This window comes from Formosa haliotis, from assembly GCF_001685485.1.
GTDB lineage: Bacteria > Bacteroidota > Bacteroidia > Flavobacteriales > Flavobacteriaceae > Formosa > Formosa haliotis.
Genome location: NZ_BDEL01000001.1, coordinates 3306999 through 3329970, shown reverse-complemented (window position 1 = coordinate 3329970; position 22972 = coordinate 3306999). Strand labels below are relative to the sequence as shown.

Annotated in this window: 21 protein-coding genes; 7 read left to right on the top strand and 14 right to left on the bottom strand. The window is 34.2% G+C overall.

The annotated features are described in order from the left end of the window. Positions 1-352: 352 nt before the first annotated feature. Positions 353-2641 carry a beta-glucosidase BglX gene (bglX, locus tag A9D35_RS13925; protein ID WP_066223987.1) on the top strand — a complete coding sequence of 763 codons (2289 nt, stop codon included), beginning with the start codon at positions 353-355 and terminating at the stop codon, positions 2639-2641. A gap of 4 nt (positions 2642-2645) precedes the next feature. Beyond that, on the top strand, positions 2646-3971 hold the full coding sequence (locus tag A9D35_RS13920) for a glycoside hydrolase family 16 protein (RefSeq protein ID WP_218017742.1): 1326 nt from the start codon (positions 2646-2648) through the stop codon (positions 3969-3971). A 90-nt stretch (positions 3972-4061) separates the two neighbouring features. Here the strand turns inward: A9D35_RS13920 and A9D35_RS13915 are convergent, their stop codons facing one another. After that, complete coding sequence (locus A9D35_RS13915; protein ID WP_066223984.1) at positions 4062-5297, bottom strand: 3-phosphoshikimate 1-carboxyvinyltransferase; 1236 nt, start codon at positions 5295-5297, stop codon at positions 4062-4064. A gap of 4 nt (positions 5298-5301) precedes the next feature. After that, positions 5302-5628 carry a nucleotide pyrophosphohydrolase gene (locus A9D35_RS13910; RefSeq protein WP_066223982.1) on the bottom strand — a complete coding sequence of 109 codons (327 nt, stop codon included), beginning with the start codon at positions 5626-5628 and terminating at the stop codon, positions 5302-5304. 295 nt (positions 5629-5923) lie between these two features. Between A9D35_RS13910 and A9D35_RS13905 the strand changes: the two genes are divergently transcribed. After that, positions 5924-7243 carry a phenylacetate--CoA ligase family protein gene (locus A9D35_RS13905; protein WP_066223980.1) on the top strand — a complete coding sequence of 440 codons (1320 nt, stop codon included), beginning with the start codon at positions 5924-5926 and terminating at the stop codon, positions 7241-7243. A 167-nt stretch (positions 7244-7410) separates the two neighbouring features. Here the strand turns inward: A9D35_RS13905 and A9D35_RS13900 are convergent, their stop codons facing one another. Together A9D35_RS13900 and A9D35_RS13895 are read right to left on the bottom strand one after the other, a co-directional pair. Beyond that, positions 7411-9456, bottom strand: a complete 2046-nt coding sequence (locus tag A9D35_RS13900) for a DUF3858 domain-containing protein (protein WP_066223978.1) — start codon at positions 9454-9456, stop codon at positions 7411-7413. A 4-nt stretch (positions 9457-9460) separates the two neighbouring features. After that, the gene (locus tag A9D35_RS13895; protein ID WP_141675539.1) at positions 9461-10942 is read right to left on the bottom strand and encodes a DUF3858 domain-containing protein; all 1482 of its coding nucleotides are present in this window, start codon (positions 10940-10942) and stop codon (positions 9461-9463) included. Between the two features lie 54 nt (positions 10943-10996). Between A9D35_RS13895 and A9D35_RS13890 the strand changes: the two genes are divergently transcribed. Next, positions 10997-11350, top strand: a complete 354-nt coding sequence (locus A9D35_RS13890; RefSeq protein ID WP_066220852.1) for an ISAon1 family transposase N-terminal region protein — start codon at positions 10997-10999, stop codon at positions 11348-11350. 58 nt (positions 11351-11408) lie between these two features. Continuing rightward, the gene (locus A9D35_RS13885) at positions 11409-12329 is read left to right on the top strand and encodes an ISAon1 family transposase (RefSeq protein ID WP_218017731.1); all 921 of its coding nucleotides are present in this window, start codon (positions 11409-11411) and stop codon (positions 12327-12329) included. Here A9D35_RS13885 and A9D35_RS13880 read toward each other — a convergent pair. The 3 genes from A9D35_RS13880 to rsgA form a co-directional block, all read right to left on the bottom strand. Next, complete coding sequence (locus A9D35_RS13880) at positions 12320-12796, bottom strand: DUF3857 domain-containing protein (RefSeq protein WP_066223974.1); 477 nt, start codon at positions 12794-12796, stop codon at positions 12320-12322. The two genes, A9D35_RS13885 and A9D35_RS13880, sit on opposite strands and share 10 nt — an antisense overlap. 66 nt (positions 12797-12862) lie before the next feature. Then, complete coding sequence (gene dtd / locus A9D35_RS13875; protein ID WP_066223973.1) at positions 12863-13315, bottom strand: D-aminoacyl-tRNA deacylase; 453 nt, start codon at positions 13313-13315, stop codon at positions 12863-12865. Next, entirely contained in the window at positions 13315-14277 is a 963-nt protein-coding gene (rsgA, locus tag A9D35_RS13870; protein ID WP_066223970.1) for a ribosome small subunit-dependent GTPase A, read from the bottom strand. Before rsgA ends, dtd begins: the two co-directional genes overlap by 1 nt. Before the next feature lie 97 nt (positions 14278-14374). Between rsgA and A9D35_RS13865 the strand changes: the two genes are divergently transcribed. After that, positions 14375-14833, top strand: coding sequence for a hypothetical protein (locus tag A9D35_RS13865; RefSeq protein ID WP_066223968.1), 459 nt, complete (start codon positions 14375-14377; stop codon positions 14831-14833). 52 nt (positions 14834-14885) lie between these two features. Here A9D35_RS13865 and A9D35_RS13860 read toward each other — a convergent pair whose 3' ends face one another. Genes A9D35_RS13860 through A9D35_RS13845 form a run of 4 tightly spaced genes read right to left on the bottom strand, consistent with a single transcriptional unit; the run spans position 14886 to position 18818 of the window. Next, positions 14886-15968 carry a bifunctional 3-deoxy-7-phosphoheptulonate synthase/chorismate mutase type II gene (locus A9D35_RS13860; RefSeq protein WP_066223966.1) on the bottom strand — a complete coding sequence of 361 codons (1083 nt, stop codon included), beginning with the start codon at positions 15966-15968 and terminating at the stop codon, positions 14886-14888. 14 nt (positions 15969-15982) lie between these two features. Next, on the bottom strand, positions 15983-16834 hold the full coding sequence (locus A9D35_RS13855) for a prephenate dehydrogenase (protein WP_066223964.1): 852 nt from the start codon (positions 16832-16834) through the stop codon (positions 15983-15985). Positions 16835-16839: 5 nt separating this feature from the next. Next, complete coding sequence (locus tag A9D35_RS13850; RefSeq protein WP_066223962.1) at positions 16840-17994, bottom strand: pyridoxal phosphate-dependent aminotransferase; 1155 nt, start codon at positions 17992-17994, stop codon at positions 16840-16842. Then, positions 17991-18818, bottom strand: coding sequence for a prephenate dehydratase (locus tag A9D35_RS13845; protein ID WP_066226111.1), 828 nt, complete (start codon positions 18816-18818; stop codon positions 17991-17993). The genes A9D35_RS13850 and A9D35_RS13845 overlap by 4 nt, the downstream gene beginning before the upstream one ends. A 290-nt stretch (positions 18819-19108) precedes the next feature. On the opposite strand from A9D35_RS13845, the gene gldA reads away from it, so the two are divergent. After that, the gene (gene gldA / locus A9D35_RS13840; protein WP_066223960.1) at positions 19109-20005 is read left to right on the top strand and encodes a gliding motility-associated ABC transporter ATP-binding subunit GldA; all 897 of its coding nucleotides are present in this window, start codon (positions 19109-19111) and stop codon (positions 20003-20005) included. A gap of 21 nt (positions 20006-20026) precedes the next feature. On the opposite strand, the gene A9D35_RS13835 is transcribed toward gldA, so the two are convergent. The 3 genes from A9D35_RS13835 to A9D35_RS13825 all read right to left on the bottom strand — a co-directional run bounded on the left by A9D35_RS13835 (position 20027) and on the right by A9D35_RS13825 (position 22948). After that, positions 20027-20830, bottom strand: a complete 804-nt coding sequence (locus A9D35_RS13835) for a carboxypeptidase-like regulatory domain-containing protein (protein WP_235817904.1) — start codon at positions 20828-20830, stop codon at positions 20027-20029. A 273-nt stretch (positions 20831-21103) separates the two neighbouring features. Then, the gene (locus tag A9D35_RS13830; protein WP_066223958.1) at positions 21104-21853 is read right to left on the bottom strand and encodes a head GIN domain-containing protein; all 750 of its coding nucleotides are present in this window, start codon (positions 21851-21853) and stop codon (positions 21104-21106) included. A 3-nt stretch (positions 21854-21856) separates the two neighbouring features. Next, entirely contained in the window at positions 21857-22948 is a 1092-nt protein-coding gene (locus A9D35_RS13825) for an acyloxyacyl hydrolase (protein WP_066223956.1), read from the bottom strand. Between the last annotated feature and the right edge of the window lie 24 nt (positions 22949-22972).

Sequence of the window (22972 nt, the reverse complement as noted above, 5' to 3'; positions counted from 1 at the left end):
CCATACCTTATGCTAATCGTAAAAATCACCACATCATAAACACTACATCCCTATATTTATGATGATGTAATCCTATCCCTTGATTTTCCCACATCATATAGGTATTATGCCTTTAATAAAAAAGATTAAGCCCTACTGTAACTTACAATACTTAGCTCTTTTTTAAGTAAATTAATAGACATTTTTCAAGTTGTATAATTTTTGTATAGGTACTATTTCTCCATTTAACACGAGTAATTGGTAATTTTACCCAAACGAACTCAGCTAAAAGATTTAATTACAAACTCGTTACATCCAACTTATAATATTAAGAAAATTGGAATGCTAACCCCTAACGTTTAAAATAGAAACTATGCGACATCTACAACCTAAATTGCTTTTCATTTTAGCACTTTTAATTTTCACAGGTAAATCTACCGCTCAAAATAATACAATTATTGAAGCAACTTTAGAGCATAAAGTAGACTCTGTTTTATCGTTAATGACCTTACAAGAAAAAATAGGCCAGCTAAATCAATACAACGGAAGTTGGGATGTTACCGGTATTCCATCAGATATTGATAACAAAACCAAGTTAGAAAAACTTAAAAACGGAGACGTGGGATCCATGTTAAATGTCCTTACGGTTGAAGCCACACGAGAAGCCCAAAGTTTAGTTATGGAACATTCTCGATTAAAAATCCCTTTAATTTTTGGTTATGATGTGATTCATGGCTACAAAACCATATTCCCCACCCCGCTAGCAGAAAGTGCCAGTTGGGATTTAGAAGCCATGAAACTGAGTGCAAGTATTGCGGCCAAAGAAGCATCTGCGGAAGGTTTGCATTGGACGTTTGCTCCTATGATTGATGTTTCTCGAGATGCCCGCTGGGGACGAATAATGGAAGGTTCTGGAGAAGACCCTTTTTTAACAAGCGCTATCGGGGTTGCTAGAATTCAAGGTTTTCAAGGAAACGATTTATCCGACCCCCATACCATTGCTGCCTGCGCTAAACATTTTGCAGGTTATGGGTTTGCAGAATCTGGCCGGGATTATAATACTGTAAATATTGGAGAACACGAGCTACAAAATGTTATTTTACCGCCTTTCAAAGCAGCTTCCGACGCCGGAGTTGCCACCTTTATGAATGCATTTAATGAAATTGACGGACAGCCAGCAACTGCGAATTCCTATTTACAACGTACGTTATTAAAAGGCGAATGGGGGTTCGATGGTTTTGTGGTTTCAGACTGGGGCTCTATAGCTGAATTAATCCCTCATGGTGTAGCAAAAAACAAATTAGAGGCAGCGAATCTTGCTATTCATGCAGGTAGTGATATGGATATGGAAGGTCGTGTTTACGAAGATGGATTAAAAACCTTAGTTGAACAAAACAGATTAGATATAGCGTTGATTGATGATGCCGTGAAACGCGTACTTCGTGTAAAATTCCGTCTTGGATTATTCGATGACCCTTACCGATATAGTAATGCAAAACGCGAAAAAACAGATATTTTAACCAAAGAGCATTTAGCTATTTCCAGAGATGTCGCTAAAAAATCTATAGTGCTTTTAAAAAACGAGAAAAGCCTTTTACCTTTAAGTAAAACAGCAAAAAACATTGCAGTAATCGGACCTTTAGCAAACGATAAAGACAGCCCGATAGGAAATTGGAGAGCTCAAGGTGAAAAAAATTCTGCTGTATCCGTTTTAGAAGGCATAACAAATGCCATGGGCAAAAATGCGAATATCAGCTATGCAAAAGGCACCGATTTATCTATTGGCGAACGTTCATTTTTAGCGCCCTTAACTTTAAACACTACCGATACCTCAGGATTTAATGAGGCAATAACTATAGCGAAACATGCAGATGTTGTACTTATGGTTTTAGGTGAAGATGCCTTTCAATCTGGGGAAGGCAGAAGTCAGGCAAACATTGGCTTTGCAGGATTACAACAAGAATTATTGGAAGCCGTTTATGCCGTTAACAAAAATATTGTATTGGTTTTAATGAATGGTAGACCTATGGAAATTTCGTGGGCGGCAGACCATATACCTGCCATTTTAGAGGTTTGGCATTTAGGTTCTGAGCACGGAAATGCCGTTGCCGATGTCTTGTTTGGAGACGACAACCCTTCAGGAAAACTACCTGTATCTTTTCCGAGAGCAGTTGGGCAAGAACCTTTTTATTATAATCAAAAAAATACCGGAAGACCTTCAGCTAATAAAGAAGTTACCTATTCACATCATAACGATGTATCTAACGAAGCATTGTTTCCATTTGGTTACGGACTGAGTTATACTTCATTTAAATATTCCGAAGTAAAACTATCTTCAAATTCATTTCATCCTAATGAAACTGTTACGGCTTCAGTAGACATAACAAACATAGGAAAGCGAGAAGGAAAAGAAATTGTTCAGCTATATATTCGTGATTTGGTAGGAAGCATAACACGCCCAATTAAGGAATTAAAAGGTTTTGAAATAATAGAATTAAAACCAGGAGAAACTAAAACAGTAAGCTTTAAAATTACCGCAGAATTATTGTCCTTTTTTACCGCAAATAAAAAGTGGGAAACAGAAGCTGGAGATTTCCATATTTTTATTGGCAGTAATTCTACCGTTAACGCATATTCAAAATTAGAGTTTGTTAAAAATTAGAACTATGAGGCCTCTCGATCTTCTTTTTCTAGGCATGGTTTTAATAATGCATTCGTGTAGCGATTCAGATTCGCAGGACACCAAAGAACCAATATTGTCAGATCTTTCGGTAAAAACTAATATTGTAGGTTTTAGCGATTCAACTCCCTATGGCGACGGTAGCGGGAATGTAGAATTTGAGATTTCGGCAGTTAATGCAACATCGTATCAAATCGTTATAGAAAATCAAACCAAAAATTTCAATTCAAATTATTTTTTACACCAATTCTTAAAAGGTGGAACAAATGACTATTCTATTGAAGTCCGTGCCTTAAATGGAAACCAACTGTTAACGAAACAAATTAGTATACGTGTTTTTGTTTCAGAGGATGAGAATTACGACAATGCAGGAGAATTGGTTTGGTCTGACGAGTTTAATTCTGGCACTTTAGACACTACCAAATGGAGTTACGAAACAGGAACAGGAATTAATGGTGATTGGGGAACTGGACAATTGGATTATGCTACAGACCGAAAAGAAAATGTAAGTTTTCAGGACGATATAAAAGGTGCCGATGGTGGATGTTTAGTCATTACCACACGAAAAGAAAGTTATATGGATAGAAATTATACTAGCGGAAGAATTCGTACGCATAATAAGGCTTCTTGGGGACCAGGACATCGTATTGTGTCACGAGTTTACGGGCGTGACGTTCGACACCAAGGTCAAGGATTTGCCTTTTGGCTAATGCCACAAGAGATTCCAAAAGGACAAGATCATTTAATGTGGCCACAAGGCGGAGAAATCGATATTATGGAATATGCAGGCGCTATCCCGTATAACAATTTAGGCTCGGTACATTATGCTTGGGCATGGGAAAACAACGAATATCATGACTGGAATCATGGGCATTTGGGCGGATATTATAATTACGAAACCAAGCAAACCCCTAATCCTACAGATCCGGAATACGGAAACTACCCACCATTAGAGGACGATTTTCGTGCTGGAAGTGCTGGTTTTCACACCTATGGTATCGATTGGTTTAACGATCGCTTAGAATTTTTTGTAGATGGCAATGTGTATCATATTCATTATTTCAATGATGGCGACGGACATCATGTTGATGGACAAGATCAAAAATCGGTTACAACAATAAATGGAAAACGCGTAACGGTATCGGAATACTCCAACCATTTTGATGAATGGCATCCTTTCGAGCATAGCATGTACGCCATTTTAAGCGCAGGTGTTGGTGGCTCAAACTACACTTACGGCGGACCAATTGTTTCAGAAGCAGAATTTCCTTGCTCGGTATTTATTGATTGGGTAAGAGTTTATAAATTGTGATTTATTAGTTTGTTTTAATTCTTTTAATGCAAAAACGGATTGGTATAGCCAATCCGTTTTTATTTACAGTACTTTTTAAATGGACATCAATTAATCTTCGTTAATTATAAAGCCAATATTTTTTAAATCGCTCCAAAATTCTGGATACGATTTAGACACAACCTCAGCGTCGTTTACTCGCATGGTTGTTTTAAGTGCCAAAGGAGCAAAAGCCATAGCCATTCTATGATCGTTATACGTATCTATAGCAACATTCTCTACTATATTATCTGAAGGTTCCAATTTTAAACTTTTATCCGTTATAAAAACAGTACCTCCCAATTTTTCAAGCTCTGTTTTAAGCGCTTCTAATCGGTCGGTTTCCTTAATTTTTAAAGTATGTAATCCAGATAAATCGCAAGCAATTCCTAGTCCGAAACAAGTTACAGCAATAGTTTGTGCAATATCTGGTGCATTAACTAAATCTAAAGTAATTACTGTTTCTTTTGAAACTGCTTTTACTTTTTTAAGTGTAATCGTATTAGTTTCAAAAGTTGTTTGCACACCAAACTGCTCATAAATTGAGGCTAAAACAGAGTCGCCTTGTAACGATGTTTCCTTATAAGCCGACAAGGTAATTGTTTTACCCACGGCACTTAAGGCTACAATACTAAAAAAATATGAAGCCGAAGACCAGTCGCTTTCCACGGTAAAGTCTGTTCCGGCCACAAGATCTTTTTTAGGCTGAACAGAAATTGTTTGGCCTTGAAATTCTGCTTCAATGCCTAATTGATGCAATAAATTTAAGGTCATTTTAATATACGGAACAGAGGTAATTTCTCCATCTAAAGTCAGTACTAGTCCATTCTCTAAAGACGAACCAATTAACATTAAAGCAGAAATATATTGGCTACTAACATTTGCTTTTAACGTGACTTGATTTTGGGTAAGTTTTTTACCTGAAATTTGTATTGGCGGATAGCCATCGTTTTCAACATAAGAAATATCGGCACCAAGATCGCGCAAAGCATCGACTAAAATTTTAATTGGCCGCTCTTTCATACGTTTCGACCCCGTTAAGGTTACAGATTTCCCTTCAGAACTTGAAAAGTAAGCTGTAAGAAACCGCATGGTGGTACCTGCATGATGAATATCGATAACAGCATCTGTAGATTTTAAAGCCATTTGCATGACTTCTGTATCGTCTGAATTTGAAAGATTTTCTAGTGTAATATTAGGGAATAAAGCTTGTAAAACAAGTAATCTATTCGATTCACTTTTAGACCCCGTAATAGTAACACTTAAAGGTTTTTGAAGTACCTGTGAACGTTGTAAACTAATATTCATGCTATTATTTTAATTTTTTATTGTTGTGGTGCCTATCGTGATCGCGTTTCGTTTTTAAATCCATTTTTTTATTAAACGCATCTTGTAAATTAATTCCTGTTTGGTTCGCTAAACACAGTACCACAAAAACAACATCGGCTAATTCTTCACCTAAATCTTTATTTTTATCACTTTCTTTTTCACTTTGCTCACCGTAACGTCTAGCTATAATTCTAGCCACTTCTCCTACTTCTTCTGTAAGTTGTGCCATATTGGTTAGCTCGTTAAAATAGCGTACACCATGCTCTTTTATCCAAGAATCTACAGCTAATTGGGCATCTTCAATATTCATTTGTCTGTCGTTATATAAAATCGTCTAGCATTTAGGCTTTTTAAAAACATAAACGCTAGACGGCTTGTTTCTTTTACTGTGTAAAACTACTATTTTATTTATTTTAATCCTTAAAAAAAATAGGACTTATTCTGTTCTTGTTATTCACAAAATTAATTCCTACAAATAATACGATAACCAACTAATAAACAGAATTATACTGCTATTCATCTATATTATAAATTTCTTTCTACAAAATTTATTAAATTTCCTTAATGACTTCGAAAACTAAAAAAAATTATAATAAATATTTTTTATGAGTAACTCCTTTCGTGAAATTTCTTTTTGGTTAATGGATGCGTTAAAAGGCAAACATATTAAAAACCATTATAATGATATTAATTTTATTTTAGAAAACTACAACACTGAGGCATCGAAAACAGCTCGAGAGAATAGGCTTCTAAACCTACTAAACCATGCTTGTAAAACTACCCCATTTTATAAAGATGTCTCTAATTTTAAATCAATTAAAGATTTTCCAGTAATTAACAAAAACATAATTAGGAATAATTATAATGACTTTAAATCGGAAGATTATATTCATAAAAAAAACACCCCTGTAGTAACTAGTGGCTCTACAGGTACTCCTTTTAAATTATTTCATAATAAAAACAAACGATTAAGAAATACCGCAGACGTTATATATTTCGCAAAACAGGCTGGTTACCAACTTGGCACCAAACTTTATTATATGAAGGTTTGGAATGATATTAATAGAAAAAGCAAATTTCAGATGTGGAAAGAAAATATTGTACCGTATAGTATTCATAATTATACCGATGACGATTTTAAAATGTTTATTTCAAAAATAAAAGCAGATAGAAATGACAAAAATTTAGTAGGATTTGCATCTACATTTGAATTACTCTGCAAATATATGGACAAGACAAAGGCAGAGCCTTTAAAAAGCAATAATATAAAATCTATTATTGCAAACTCTGAAGCATTAACGTCTTATGCTAAAAATACCATGGAACATTATTTTGAATGCCCAACGCTATCGAGATATTCTAACATGGAAAATGGAATGCTTGCCCAACAAAGTAGAACTGGTGGAGAAGAATTCCATATAAATTGGGCTAGTTTTTATATCGAAATTTTAAATTTAGATAATGATGAACCTGCTAAATATGGTGAATATGGTCGTGTAGTGATAACCGACTTATTTAATTATTGCATGCCTATTATTAGATACGACAATGGCGATATAGCTATGATGTCTGAAAATCCAAAAGGAAAAGAACTTGCCCCAGTGATTTCTCAAATCAATGGAAGAAAAGTAGATACTATCTTTGACACAAACAATAACACGATAACATCTCACATAGTAACAGTTAATATGTGGAAATATGATGAATTAAAACAGTATCAATTTATTCAAGTAGGTGAAAAAGACTATATTTTTAAATTAAACCCTATAGCCAAGTTTACTAAAGAAAACGAAATCCTTTCAGAATTTAAAGGCTATTTAGGTAAAGATGCAAATATAACTATAGAATATGTTGATGATATTCCGTTATTATCTTCTGGAAAAAGAAAATTAGTTGTTAATGATTATAGTTTTTCTAACCCATAATTTTACTTATAAACTACTGGTTAGTCCACACTCAGGTTAATTGAGCAACTCTAATACAAAACCGTCTAGCATTTAGGCTTTTAAAAAACATAAACGCTAGACGGCTTGTTTCTTTTACTGTGTAAAACTACTATTTTATTTATTTTAATCCTTAAAAAAAATAGGACTTATTCTGTTCCTCCAGTACTAATTTTAGTTAAAACCATTTTTTCGGTTTCCTTCTCAACCATCATCCCAAAAAATGTTTTAAAATGCTCGTAATCATCAGTAATCACAAAAGTATTGGCTAAACTATAATTAACTCTAAACGCAACCATGTTGCTGTTACTGCTGGACATAAAGCTAAAATCGCCTTCTCCACCCTTAAATTGAAACCTTGCACTTTCTGGTAAACTCTCTACTTTATATCCTTCTGGCAACATAACGGATACTTTATAGGTATAACTACGTGGATGATTAAATTCTATAGGATATAAACGCTCTTCTTGTTTAAATATATTTTCCGAATTGGTAAAGAATAACATGGGAGACACATAAATTTGATCGCCTATTTGTTCGGCAGCACTATTTAATTTAAAAGTGTAAGAATATTGAATATTAGGCTCGTTAAGATTGTCCATATTTTTAATCTCATAATTTGAAATTTCAATTTCACCTTTACCAGATTCTATCGCTCTTAGTCGCTCATCGTTCCCCATATTATTATATCGACTTCTAAAATTCATAGCATTGGCATTGGTTAGCTTGTCTAAAACACGCCCCTCGGCAGTTAAATCTGTTTGCAATTTAACTTGTAATGTACAAGCTTCCTCTGCTATTGGCTGATCCAACAAACTTACCCAAGCCGAACTCCCATGCTCACGAACAATTCTACCTTGCCAATTTAATGCTCGAGAAGGTAATATATTTGGCATGGCATATTTGTAGGTTGCGTCTAGCAATATCAGTTTATCTTTTAATTCAACGGCAGAAATTACATAATTGAATCCCTGACGCGTAGGATATAAAGGAACACCATTACTTTTAGTACTTACCAAAACAGGGTTTGCCGAAATACCTGCATAACGCAACATCGCAGTTAGCATTAAATTAATATCAGCTACATTTCCTATGCCTTCTTTATAGGCTTTTTTCACACCGTTTTCGGTGTAATTACCATAAAATTCATTCCATGCCACTTTCGATTTTACAAAATTATAAACTAGATCTATACGCTCTTCTTGATTGGTAACGTTGGCTAAAAGTTTATCTATATCGGCTTCAAAATATCCAGATTTGGCTAATTGTCCACCAAAATCTTCATGCTCATAAATGGTTTTCGTTACACTTTCCCAATTTGTGGAATACTTTTTAATTTCTCCGTCTGGACCTTTATACATAGCATATTCCCAATTAATTTCGCTGCGATAAATATCTAAATTATCTACAAATGGCTCCGGTTTTAAAGCTGGAATATCGGTTAAACTGGCTTCGTAAACGGTTTCTACAAAATCCCATTGCGAGGAATCGTAAGTTGTAACGACGTTAGAGAACCCACCGCCTTCTTTAGTCCTTGTTTTGCTAGACAAGCTTTCTGTTCTATTTTTCTTGCTTTCCTTGATGGTAGGAAAATAAGAGGCTTTCGGATTTATATATTTATTAAAATGAAAATATTCTGGAATGGAAACTCTAAAATCTAGCTTTTTTACGGGAATATCGTACTGTAATACTTGATTATCGATACTCAAATATGGGGATTCTTTTCTATATTGAAACTCTACGATACACCCGTCGGAAATATTAGGCATCGTAAATTTAACTTGCTTCCAATATTTATTTGTAGCTTCATCAAACACATTATCCTTATCTAATTTAACGTCTTCAATTTTTCCGTTTTCTAGAGAATAAGTATAGCCCTTTAGTCCTTTCAACTTTTCGCCTTTAGAACTATTATCTGGGTCGAAAAATGCTACGCTTTCCGTAGCCCATTTTACACCTTCTTTGTCGTAAATTTTTATCCGTTTTTGTACTTCGGTAACAACAGTAAATCCTTTGTTTTTTTCGTATTTAAACGTAACATCTTCATTAGCGTACAAAATTGTTGCATGGGCTTCTGGGTCTTTAGCGTTAGCCGTTTCTTCGAGTTCTTCTTTCGATACTTTTCCAAATCTGTAATCTTGTGCGAAACAGACTTGAATGGCTAAAATACATAGTAGGTTAGGTAGTAATTTCATAGGTTTAATTAGTGGTTAGTAAAGCAATTTTGGCATTATCGAGTTTTGAAATAGCAATCCAAAAATCCCTAAAAGCTTGATAGTCTTCTTTAGGATAAATACCTTTATTATAGGTTAAAGATCTTGTATAGGTTAGTAAACCGTTTTCATCTTTTTTTATAGAGGAATAGTACGACCCAAACTTGGTTTCTAAAACCGAATCGTTTGGCAAGGCGTCTACGTTTAATCCGTCTTCTAAATGAATTTGATAGCTATCTGTATCTATAAAACCCCGATCGATTTGAATAGGTAGAGTTCGGTTAGTATATCGTGGCGGAATATGGACTAATTTATTAAACACATTAGGAGCTAGTAATAGTCTTTTCCCTGTTTTACTAGCATATTTTTTAGCAGAAACCGACACATGCTCTGTAAATTCTACAAGCTGTTTATCATTATTAAAATTGAACGACGAAATTTCTAGATCATTAATATAGCTCCAATTATCTTTAAATCTTAATTTCTGATTTTTCTCTGATTCGACTTCTATACCTTTCGCTCCACGGTATTGTGTACCATAAGATTTTACAACAATATCTGCATTTAAACTTCCGTCTGCTTGTATGCTAATATCTGCCAAAGTATGTAATAGATTCTCTTCGGTTTCATAGGTTTTAGTATGCACAATTTCCCCGCCTTCAGGAGTAATAATCAGAGCATCCCTATCGTCTGTAAAATTAGCAATATACCCAAATGGTGTATTTTGGCTGGTACATTCTAACCAAATAAAATCATCTGCTGTTGGAATCGCTAAAATGGCATGATTTCCCTGAGTACTTGAAAAATCCTTATCTATATTTTGAATTTCTTCTCCTCCATATATACACGTGTAATAAGATGGCACACCAACAACATTTAATAAGGCATGTGTATAGTTTGAAAGCGCTTTACAATCGCCATAACTTAAACGGTCTACATCTTTGGCCAACATGGGTTTCCATCCTCCTATACCAACTTGAACACTAATATATCTAACCTTGTTTTGAAGATAATCGTAAACAATTCTTGCCTTTTCTTCGTTGGTAGTTGCATTTTCGGTGAGCGATATTATGGTCTTCTTTACTTCTTCTGGCAGTTCTTGAGTGTCGGAAAGCAGACTCTCATGCACCCATTCTCCGAAATCTTGCCAATTGGTATTTTTACCTTGAACACCTTTCATATCGAAAATTTCCAAAGCCACTTTTAATCGCGGAGCGAACGTATAAAATTCCGGGCTATAAGCTTCTGGCGCAATAGCCGTTAAGTTTTCGGCTACAAAGTGATAATCGCCTTGCTTAGTAATATTATAACCATTAAAGTGCTCTTCTTTTAATGCCAAAGGCACATCGGTATCGTTAATTATCTTATAAGAAGCATGTAAAACTCCTGTATAAAATCCTTCTAATGGAGACCACGTAGGGAGAAAAGCCGTCATAGTATGTTCGACTTCCGAAATATAATGGCTCAACACAAAAAGTTGTGGAGTACAAAAAATTGGAAGACCTTTGAATAAAAGAAATACATGTCCTCAGACACTCTATTATCAATTGCTAATTTATTACTTCCAGAAGTTTTAGTAACCTATTTTGACTTAACTAAGCATGAGGTTAAAGCTGAAGAAATTCATTTTTATTTCACAGAACTAAACAATGCACCATTGGATCATAAAGATGAAAAACTACACTCTAAAGGTTTTTTTCCAGAAGCTAGTATTCAGGATTTCCCCATAAGAGGTAAGAATGTTTTCTTACATATCACTAGACGAAGATGGATTAATCAAGACACTAATAAAGTGGTTACAAGGGATTGGAAATTAGTAGCAAAAGGCACTAGAATGACTAGTGAATTTGCTGCTTTTTTAAAAGAACTCTATTAGTAATAATGCTTCTTGCACAACTCTGGTCGCTAAATTCTATGGAGTAAACCCTAGAAGTATGCAAAGACAATATAAAGATTATTTAAGTGACTTTAAATCTTGGGATCAAAAGTCGCATGCAAGAAATTGGATGTTATTTCCTCAAAACATCGGGGGTTACCTTTCATTGGACGAAACAGCTTTCTCCAATGGTGATTTATATACCATAATAACAAATAAATCCGCAAAAGGAAAGACAGGAGCTATAATAGCAATGGTAAAAGGAACCAAAGCTGAAACGGTTATTAATATACTACGCAAAATCCCTCTAAAACAAAGAAGTAAGGTTAAGGAAGTAACTTTAGATATGGCTGGAAATATGGGACTGATAGTTAAGAAATCATTCCCCAATGCGACATTGGTTATAGATCGTTTCCATGTTCAAAAATTAGCACTAGATGCATTACAAGAGATTAGAATTAAGCATAGATGGGATGCTATAGACCTAGAAAACGATGCTATAGAAAAAGCAAGAAGTAAATCCCTGAAGTTTACCCCTGAACTCCTTAAAAATGGAGATACACTCAAACAGTTACTCGCTAGAAGCAGATATTTACTATACAAATCAAGTTCAAAATGGACTAAAAATCAATCTCAAAGAGCGGAAGTTCTATTTCAGAGATATCCAGATTTAGAAAAGGCATATAATCTATGTCAGAACTTATCATGGATATTTAATAATTCAAAAGATAAAACATCTGCATTAATTAGACTAGCGAAATGGGATGAAAAAGTAAGAAAAGCGGAGTTTAAAAGCTTTAATACAATAGCAAGAACCATGTCTATTCATTACAAAAATATACTAAATTATTTCGATAACAGAAGTACAAACGCATCGGCTGAATCTTTCAATGCTAAAATAAAAGCTTTTAGAGCACAATTTAGAGGTGTCAGAAATATAGATTTTTTCTTATTTAGACTAGCATCTATTTATGCGTAATATATAAATCCCACAACTTTTAGACTTGATCCAATATAATCTATAGTATATGGATATGTTACAGATTGATGCTCTAGATATTTAATGCGGTCGTCATTATAAATAGAAATACCATCGGCGCGAGCAGCATCTTTGAAGTCTTTTGCTTTATAGCGTTTTACTTTTTCGCCTGCAGCATTATAAACAGTAGCCTCTAACGTTTTTATTTTTGTAGTCCCATCGTAGGTTTCGTAAGTGTAGGCTTTATTACTGCCGGATGCGTTATAAATGGTAACTGCGCGATGGGTTTTAATCACCATTTTATTATAACTAAGAATGTGAATCTCTACATCGTTAGTGTTTACTAATACATTGGCATGTTTTGCTAAGGTCGTTTTTAATTCTGGATCAACTCTAAAATTAGATTGAGCTGTTAACTTAATCGTTAGGACTAGAAAGAATAGACCTAACGTAGGTTTAAGGGACATAGGTTAGTAAATTTGGGCACAATAAATTTAACATAATTTATCATAAAATCCTACCCCAAAAAACACTTATTCCTTATTTTTAGTATCAATAATTATAGTTACTGGTCCATCGTTTAATAATTCTACTTTCATATCGGCTCCAAACTCCCCTGTTTGAACGGGCTTTCCTAGATCTGATTGGAACTGTGAGACAAAAGATTCGTATAACGGAATTGCAAGTTCTGGTCTTGCTGCTTTTATATAACTTGGTCTATTTCCTTTTTTTGTACTTGCTTGTAAAGTAAACTGACTTACCACAATAGCTTCCCCATCTATATCGACTAAAGAAGTATTCATGACTCCTTCGTCATCTTCAAAAATACGTAGATTAGCAATTTTTTTTGATAGCCATACAATATCCTCTTGGGTATCATCTGTAGTAATACCTAATAAAATTAGAAGTCCGTTAGGTATATCGGCTACTTTTTTATGGTCTATAGTAACACTTGCTTGTGCTACTCGTTGTATAACTGCTTTCATTATAGGTCATCTCGTTCTTTATCCCAAGTATCTGTTCGGTAATGCTCGTCTTCTCCTTCAATAATCTGCACATAACTGCGGTAACGCGAGAATGCAATTTCATCGCGGTCTAAGGCATCTTTAACAGCGCATTTAGGTTCTTCGATATGCAGACAGTTATTGAATTTACAATCTTGTTTTAAAGCAAAAAATTCAGGAAAATAATCGCCAATCTCTTCCTTTTCCATATCTACAACACCAAAACCTTTAATCCCAGGTGTGTCTATAATTCTTGCATCGAAACTTAAATCGAACATTTCGGCAAAGGTGGTGGTGTGCTGCCCTTGCATATGTTGTGCGGAGATGGCTTTTGTTTTTAAATCTAAAGACGGTTCTAAAGCATTTACCAAAGTAGATTTACCGACTCCAGAATGTCCAGCAAACATACTTACCTTTCCTAACATTAAGGCCTTAACTTTATCTACATTTTTCCCTGTTTCTGCCGAGATTCCAATACATTCGTAACCTATGGCACGATAGATTGAAGCCAAATAGCGAACTTCTAAAATAGTGTCTTCGTTATACACATCTATTTTATTAAAAAGTAAGATTGTTTTAATGGAATAAGCTTCTGCAGTAACCAAAAACCTATCAATAAAACTGGTTAAAGTGGGTGGATTATTAATTGTGATTAATAAAAATACCTGATCGATATTAGAGGCAATAATATGGGTTTGCTTAGACAGGTTTACAGATTTACGAACGATATAATTTTTACGATCGTGAATATGATGAATAATTCCTGTGGTTACATTATCTAAGGTTTCTATTTCAAAATCAACCAAATCGCCAACAGCAATAGGATTAGTACTTTTAATGCCTTTTAATCTAAATTTACCTTTTATACGGCATTCGTAAGTGGCACCTAAGGCCGTTTTTACGGTGTACCAGCTTCCTGTTGATTTGTATACTGTTCCTGTCATGAAATACAAAGATGCCACAAAAATTGAAGACTAAAAAATAATTTAATTGGTACAAAAACATTTATATTAGATTTTCTCAATATTTAATTTTAAACCCATGAATCGCATTTTATTTATTTGCCTGTTTTACTTTATTTGCTTTGCTGAAATGTCTGCACAAGTGGAATACAAAATCGTGACCTCGGTTGAGTCTATTGTACCGAATGGCGTAGGAAGATCGCGCTTAATTTCTTCTGTTGACGAGCGTAATTATAAGGATTTTACTTCTGAACAAACAGACGATGATGCTACCAGGAATAAAGCTTCTAGAGGAGATATACGCATTAAAGATTTTGAAGAAACAAAGCTTCTAAACTTTTATAATATTGGAGGTATTCGTTTTCAAAATATTGCATCGAATGATGCTGTTGTAAGCTCTAAAATTAATGCGATGACAGAAGAAGGTTGGGAATTAGCATTTGTTACCAGTGCCGTAGAAAGTGATGCCGGAACAGATGATGGACAAGGTATTTTTGTTACGCGATATATTTTTAAACGACCTAAGCAAACAAAATAACAAAGGGCCCGCTATTACGTGCCCTTTGTTATTAATACAATGAATAAACAATTTATTTATTGATTATTTTTTCCTGGTGGTTTATAGATTCTTGGTGAATCGCTTTAAACATTTTTAAGATAAATTCTTCACTTAATCCGTGAGCTTCCCCTTCTAAAACCATAGCGCCTAAAATCTCGTTCCAACGCTTGCTTTGTAAAACAGATACGTTTTTCTGACGTTTTAAAGTACCTATACCATCGGCAACAACCATACGTTTTCCTAAAAGATCTATAATTTGATTGTCAATAACGTCAATCTTAGCTCTTAAGTTATTTAAAGAAGTATTGTAATCTGCTTCTGGATCTGTCTCTTTTCTAATTTTAAGATCCTTCATAATTTGAACTAATGTTTTTGGTGTTACTTGTTGTGCAGCATCACTCCATGCATTTTCAGGATCGAAATGCGTTTCTATCATTAAACCATCAAAGTTTAAATCTAATGCGGTTTGCGACACATCAAAAATCATATCACGTTTTCCAGTAATGTGCGACGGATCGTTTATGATTGGTAAATCTGGAAATTTAGATTGTAATTCAATCGCGATTTGCCATTCTGGATTGTTTCTGTACTTCGATTTTTCGTAAGTAGAAAATCCTCTATGAATAACTCCTAAGTTTTTAATATCTGCCGAAGCTAAACGCTCGATACCTCCTAGCCAAAGTGCTAAATCTGGGTTTACAGGGTTTTTTACCAATACAATTTTATCTGTACCTTTTAAAGCGTCTGCAATTTCTTGAACAATAAACGGACTTACAGTAGAACGTGCACCAATCCATAATAAATCTACATCATGCTCTAAAGCTAACTTAACGTGTGCTGCGTTAGCAACTTCTGTAGCAGTTTTCATTCCTGTTTCAGCTTTTACACGTTGTAACCATTTTAATCCTAAAGCACCAACGCCTTCAAACATTCCTGGTCTTGTTCTTGGTTTCCAAATCCCTGCTCTAAAGTAACTTACATCAGTATCTTTTAACTCATGTGCAATTTTTAATACTTGCTCTTCTGTTTCTGCGCTACATGGCCCTGCAATTACTAGAGGGTGATCTAATTTTAAATCGTCTAACCAGGTTCTTAATTCTTTCTTGTTCTCCATAATAATATCACTGTTTATGCAATTCCTTTTAAAATATCTTTAATGCGGTTTGTGTTTTTCATCTCATTAAAAATAGCCTCAAAGTCATCTTGTTCTAATAAAATTTTAAATTGATTAAGGTTGTTTATATATTCTTCTAAAGTTTCTATTACGTTAGTTTTGTTCTGCTTAAAAATTGGGGTCCACATATTTGGTGAACTTTTTGCTAAACGCACTGTCGATGCAAAACCACTGCCTGCCATATCGAAAATATCACGTTCGTTACGCTCTTTATCTATTACCGTTTTTCCTAACATAAACGAACTAATATGCGATAAATGCGACACATAAGCAATATGTTTATCGTGTGATTCTGGATTCATATATCGAATACGCATTCCTAAATCTGAAAACACTTTTAAAGCGCGTTCTTGTAATTTAAATGCTGTTTTTTCAACTTCGCAAATAATATTCGTTTTCTGTCTAAACAAATCGAAAATTGCGGCTTGCGGACCAGAAAATTCTGTACCTGCAATAGGATGACATGCCAAATAATTTCGTCTGTTTTTATGATGCTCTACGGCATTACAAATATCTAGCTTTGTTGAACCCACATCTATAACCAATGCATCGTCTTGTACTAAATCTAAAATTTCTGGAAGTAAGTTTACAGACGCATCAACCGGGATAGACAAAATCACTAAATCTGCATTTTTAACTACATCTATATTCCCTTTTTCATCTATTAAACCTCTAACCAAAGCTTCGTTTAAATGATCTTTATTTTTATCGACACCAATAATTTTAGTTTCTGGATGAGCCTTTTTAAGGTCCTTTACCATACTCCCTCCTATTAAACCAATACCTACGACTACTATATTCTTCATTCGTATTAGTTTTGCGTTTTAATTCTGTGGATTGCTTCTTCTAAATCTTCTTCTGAAGCACATAGAGAAAAACGGATATACCCTTTTCCTTGGCTCCCAAATATGATTCCTGGTGTTATAAAAATTGAATTATTGTATAATATTTTATCTATAAACTGTTCTGCATCTACACCTTCTGGCAACTTAGACCATACAAATAACCCTGAGGCTGTTTTATCGTAGGTACACCCTAAGGCATCGGCCAATTCCCAAACTAACTCACGACGTTTTTGGTATACACTATTCAAACTTTTAAACCAAACATCGGTACTTTTTAAAGCTTCTATAGCCCCTTTCTGGATTCCGTAAAACATCCCAGAATCCATGTTACTTTTCACCTTTAAAATCGCATTAATATGGTCGGCACTTCCTAAAACCATACCTACACGCCAACCTGCCATATTAAATGTTTTGCTTAACGAGTTAAGCTCGACACACACCTCTTTTGCTCCAGAAATACTTAAAATACTTCTAGGATTATCGTTTAACACAAAGCTATAAGGGTTATCGTTAACTATTAATATATCGTTGCGTTTAGCAAATGCAACCAATTCTTGGTATAAACCTCTAGTAGCATTAGCTCCCGTTGGCATATGCGGATAATTTACCCACATTAATTTTACCTTACTTAAATCGGTTTTTTCTAACGTTTCTAAATCTGGCAACCAACCATTTGTTTCGTCTAAATTATAATAAACGGCTTTGGCTTCTACCAATTTAGTTACCGAGGCATAGGTTGGGTATCCTGGATTCGGAATTAAAACCTCGTCTCCTGCATTTAAAAAGGCCATTGAAATATGAAGAATACCTTCTTTACTTCCCATTAAAGGCAAAATTTCTGAAGCAGGATCGGCGTCTACATTAAATTGAGATTTGTAAAACGCACACATGGCTTCGCGCAATTCTGGTAATCCTTGATAACTCTGATATTGGTGCACATTAGGGTGTGTAAAACTTTCGGTAATTGCATCTATTACACGCTTTGGCGGCATTAAATCCGGACTTCCTATTCCTAAATTTATTATCGGTTTTCCGCTTGCTTTCAAGCTATTTACTTCTCTTAATTTTTTTGAGAAGTAGTACTCTTCAACCGTTTGTAACCTCTTTGCTACAGTTATCATAATTTTGCGTTTTTATATTCGCCTAATACTTTAAATTCTTTTGCCATAATTCCTAAAATGGCTCTCGCTTTATCAAAATTCTTGTACTTTATAAAAGTAACATCTACAAAAAAAGCATATTTCCAAGGTGTTTCTATTTTTGGCAACGATTGTATTTTGGTTAAACTCATTCTACAGTCGCTTAATACATTTAACACACTTGCCAAACTTCCGCGTTTATGCTCTAATTCAAAGCGCATAGACACTTTATTGATTTCGCTTTCATCTAAAATAGAATTTTGCGTTTTTACAATTACAAATCGGGTTTCGTTTGCTTTTATGGTTTGAATACTTTCTGCTAAAATTTCTAATTCAAAAATTTCGGCAGCAACTTTACTTGCCACAGCAGCAACACCCTTTAATTTTCGATTTCTAATACGCTCTGCTGTTTCGGCTGTATCTTTATCTTCAATTAATTTAATATGCGGATACTTTTTAAAGAAGGTTTTACATTGTAATAACGCCATAGGGTGCGAATACACTTCTTTTATATCTTCAATATTTTGTCCTGGCAATGCCATTAAATTATGCTGAATATCGAGATACATTTCTCCAATTATATGAAGGTTATGTTTATCAATCAACGCATAATTGGGTAAGATAGAACCGGCAATAGAATTCTCTAAAGCCATAATTCCCACATCGCTTTTCTTGCTAATCAGGTTATCGACTAACGTGTCGAAAGACATACATTCATCGATATCCACATTATCGTCAAAATACGTTTTAGCAACAATGTGATGGAACGACCCTTTTATACCCTGAATTGAAACTGTTTTTATCATATAAATAAAAAAAGTCTCGATTTTCATCGAGACTTTATATTAAAATTTATGTTTATAAATTACACATACAATGCCTCGTTTCTTTCGCTAAAAAAGAAATAGAAAAAGTTAAAATATGTGAAATTACTATTTTGCATGTTTTGTTTTTTGCTGGCACTAAAGTAATTAATAATTTCACATTACAAAACGAAATATTTATTTTTTTTGTTAATACGATATAGTTTTAAAGATTTTAAGGTAATTCATAAAATAAATTATATAATGTTTACTTTTGAACAAACTATTACAATATGTCTATAAAGGTAGAACAGCTCAGCAAAGTTTATGGCTCGCAAAAAGCATTGGATAATGTTTCTTTTTCTGTTGGAAAACCGGAAATAGTTGGGTTTCTGGGGCCAAATGGGGCAGGAAAATCTACAATGATGAAAATATTAACCACTTATATTGATGCCTCTTCTGGCGAAGCTGAAGTAAATGGATTTAATGTTACCACACAATCTCATGAGGTACAACGCAGTGTGGGGTATCTTCCTGAGCACAACCCTTTGTACCTAGACATGTACATAAAAGAATATTTGACATTTAACGCCGATATTTACAAGGTTGGCAAACAGCGTATAGCCGAGGTTATAGAACTCACAGGACTTAGCCCAGAAGCTCATAAAAAAATGGGCGAACTCTCTAAAGGATATCGCCAACGTGTAGGCCTAGCTACCGCCTTATTACACGACCCGGAAGTTTTAATTTTAGATGAACCCACAACCGGACTCGACCCCAACCAATTAGTTTCTATTCGCGAATTAATAAAAACCATCGGAAAAACTAAAACCGTATTCCTTTCTACACACATCATGCAAGAGGTAGAAGCCATGTGCGACCGTGTTATTATAATTAACAAAGGACAAATTGTTACAGATAAACGTTTAAAAGATTTACAATCAGGAAAAGACCAAGTTATTTTGGTAGAATTTGATTATCGCGTAGAAGATGCCTTTTTACAACGTCTTCCACATGTGAAAAATGTAAAAAATATTTATGATTTCACTTATGAAATAACGTTTGCAACGGATATGGATATGCGTCCAAAAGTTTTCGATTTTGCACATGATAATGAATTGAAAATCCTTCAACTTAATCAGAAAAATGAAAGTTTAGAAGAATTGTTTAGAGATCTGACTAAAGATTAATTTTTGATTAGAATCGCTAGTTCAGTTTGTAGTAGAGGACAAGTTCTTTTTGTAAGCCACTAACTTTTCCTTTAAATATTCGAGTATTTCTACATCTTTTGCTCCGTTACATCTTTCATAAAAATCAGTAGACTCCAAGCAGAAATAGAAAAAATCCGTTTTCAAAGTCTCATCTAATTCATACACACTAAAAAAATCATCGGATAAATCTGATTTTATCTTTCGTAAGAGGTCATTTTTCGCCTCTAACCTAACTCGTTTTTTTAGCATCTTTGTTCTTCCAGAGATCTCGTTTATAATAGGATCTAGAGGCATACCCCCCGCTACAATCCCTATTAACATTATAGGTTTAAATTCTCCTGCAGTAGCCAAAAGTCTTTCACTTTGGGTACGTTGCCTTCCTGTATAGCCAGGAATACCTAAATCATAAAAATTTATTGACCTTTCGGCATCCGAATTATTTATATCATACAATAAATCTCCAGTTAGTATCTTACCTACAACAACTTCATCTAGCTGATTTACTTGTTCTTCTAAATCAATTTCCAGTTTTCGCTTTTGATAAGCATCGGCATCGACTACTATATGTTTGGATTTATATTGAATGGAAGAAAAGACTAACGTATCATTTAGTTTAGCATAAATTTTAAATTCTCCTTTACTATTAGTTATTGTAAAAAGCTTACTCGTATTATTTATTACATGTATATTTTCTACATCTAAGGCACTATGCACTTTACCAAAAATTTCTACTGCCTGAGAAAAGCCGAATTGACAACAAAATAGGAGTGCTAAAAAACATCTAATACTTAAAGTCCTAATCAATTTTTAGCATTTTAAAATTCTAACAAATATAATTATTTATCCTCACTTCTTAAATATGGTTTAGATTAAACTTAGTTTCTCACTACAGTTGACTCATATCCTTTGTGGGATTATGAAAGGAGTTTAGGGTGATAAATAGGAAAAACAACAAAGTGTAGTACAACTCAGAATATTCCCAATGGCGTACTTTTTCTATTTAGTATGAAACAGTTCTTATTATACAGAGAATTTCATTCTTGTATCGAAGTTACAAGCTAAAACCTCAGCAATTATTTAATCTTCAAAATACAAATCGCCTTTATATTTGGCTTCAACCTCTACCGTTTCTGGTTTGTTTTTAGAAATTAAATTTCCCGTACTTACCAACTCTCCTTTTAAAGATATTTGCGGATTTACAATAATATCGTTACTCCCTCTATGGTAAACATTTACAGTATTCGCTATTAAATTAGCGCCTTCAAATCGGCCAGCACCAGCATAAAAACCTACCGTTAAATGCTCGGTAATTCCTGAGATATAAAACATGGAAATGTTGTTAGAAACCACATTTAAATCTTGCACATTAATGTGCATATTAAAATCGCCTACATTAAAACTATCGGAATCATTAAAATCTTCCGATGTTAAGGTTAATCGATCTAAAACCAAAACACCTTCAGACTGCACATCGAATTGGGTAGAACTTCTTATGCTTGTTACCGTTGGTGTAGTCACGGTGATTCTTGTAGGATCGTAATCTCTAAACAAATTACAGGTATTATTATCGGTAAGCTGCAATTCGCCATCCACCACATGAACCTCAACATCATTCATCAAATTTTCACCGGTTTCAATAATAACCGATATTTCTGGACCTTGTTTCAAGATTAGTTCTATATTTCTGTTTACCAGAATGGTTTCAAACGATTCTACCGCAATAGCTTTAGAAATTGTAGTACCCGATGTTCTAAAACAGTCGTTTGCCGTATCGTTATCGCAAGACATTACAATTAAAACAAACACTATGTAAATTATATTTTTCATCCTTTATAATCGAATTCCTATTCCAAATTCTACTGCTTCAGCTTTAGCTCCGTGCGATTTTAATGTAATGGCTCCAAACCATTTCTCTCCAAAATAACGTTTTAAACCAATTCGTAAATAGCTGCGTCCTTCAAAATCGAATGGATAATACACATAATACCCCAATTGGGTAACCACAGACATTTTATTAATAAACAACTCGTGTCCTACAAACAAACCTGCACGCTTATAATCGGTATCGGAATCTATATTTCGCTCGGGAAATGCCACAGCATTATATGCTATTAAATCTTTCAAAAAATTAGAAAAGAATAGGTCCGCACCTACTTGCACCGCACTCTTTTTAGATAAACGTTTATCGGCATATGCAGAAATAACATAAAAAGCAGATTGTCCCATACCTATTACATCACTTTCGTTTACTCCGCCACGAAGCGCAATATTATACTTTATGGGTTCGGTAAACTTTTCTTTAGTTTCGGCATGAATATACTCCGGGTCTTCTTCATCTAAATCATAAGTAAGCCCAACATTAAATGTTATAGAATTTATACTAGCATTCGGGGCCACGACGTTAGCATTAGAATAATGAATAAGTGAGGCTCCCGCCTGAATTCCAAACCTATCGAAAATACGTTCGCGCTTATAATTTAGCATGATATAGGTGCTACTTAAAATATGAGAACCAAATGCTGTGTTTTTGTAATTATCGTACCTGTCGTACGGATTGGTATTATACGCCAACCCCTGACCAACACGCAACATGATATTACGCTTTAAAAAGTAGAAATTGTAGTGCGCATATAGAGCGTAGTTATTTCCTAAAGTTTCATTTTTTAAATTCTGATACGAAAAAGACACCCCGTAATCTGGATAGTTATAACCTTCTTGCCAATCTTCGTTTCCAAATGTTTTTTTATTCCAACCTATGATCGTTCCCTCCGGATGCCCTTCAATAAGATGTAAAATATAGTTATTGTGCAGCGCTATATTTCCTCTAAAATAATTGACATCGAAATAAGACGTTTCTTTTTTTTCTTGTGAAAACAAGCTACTAGCAATCACAATTAAAAATAAACTAAGATAAAATTTCATAAGTAGGGTTAAGTCGCAAAAGTA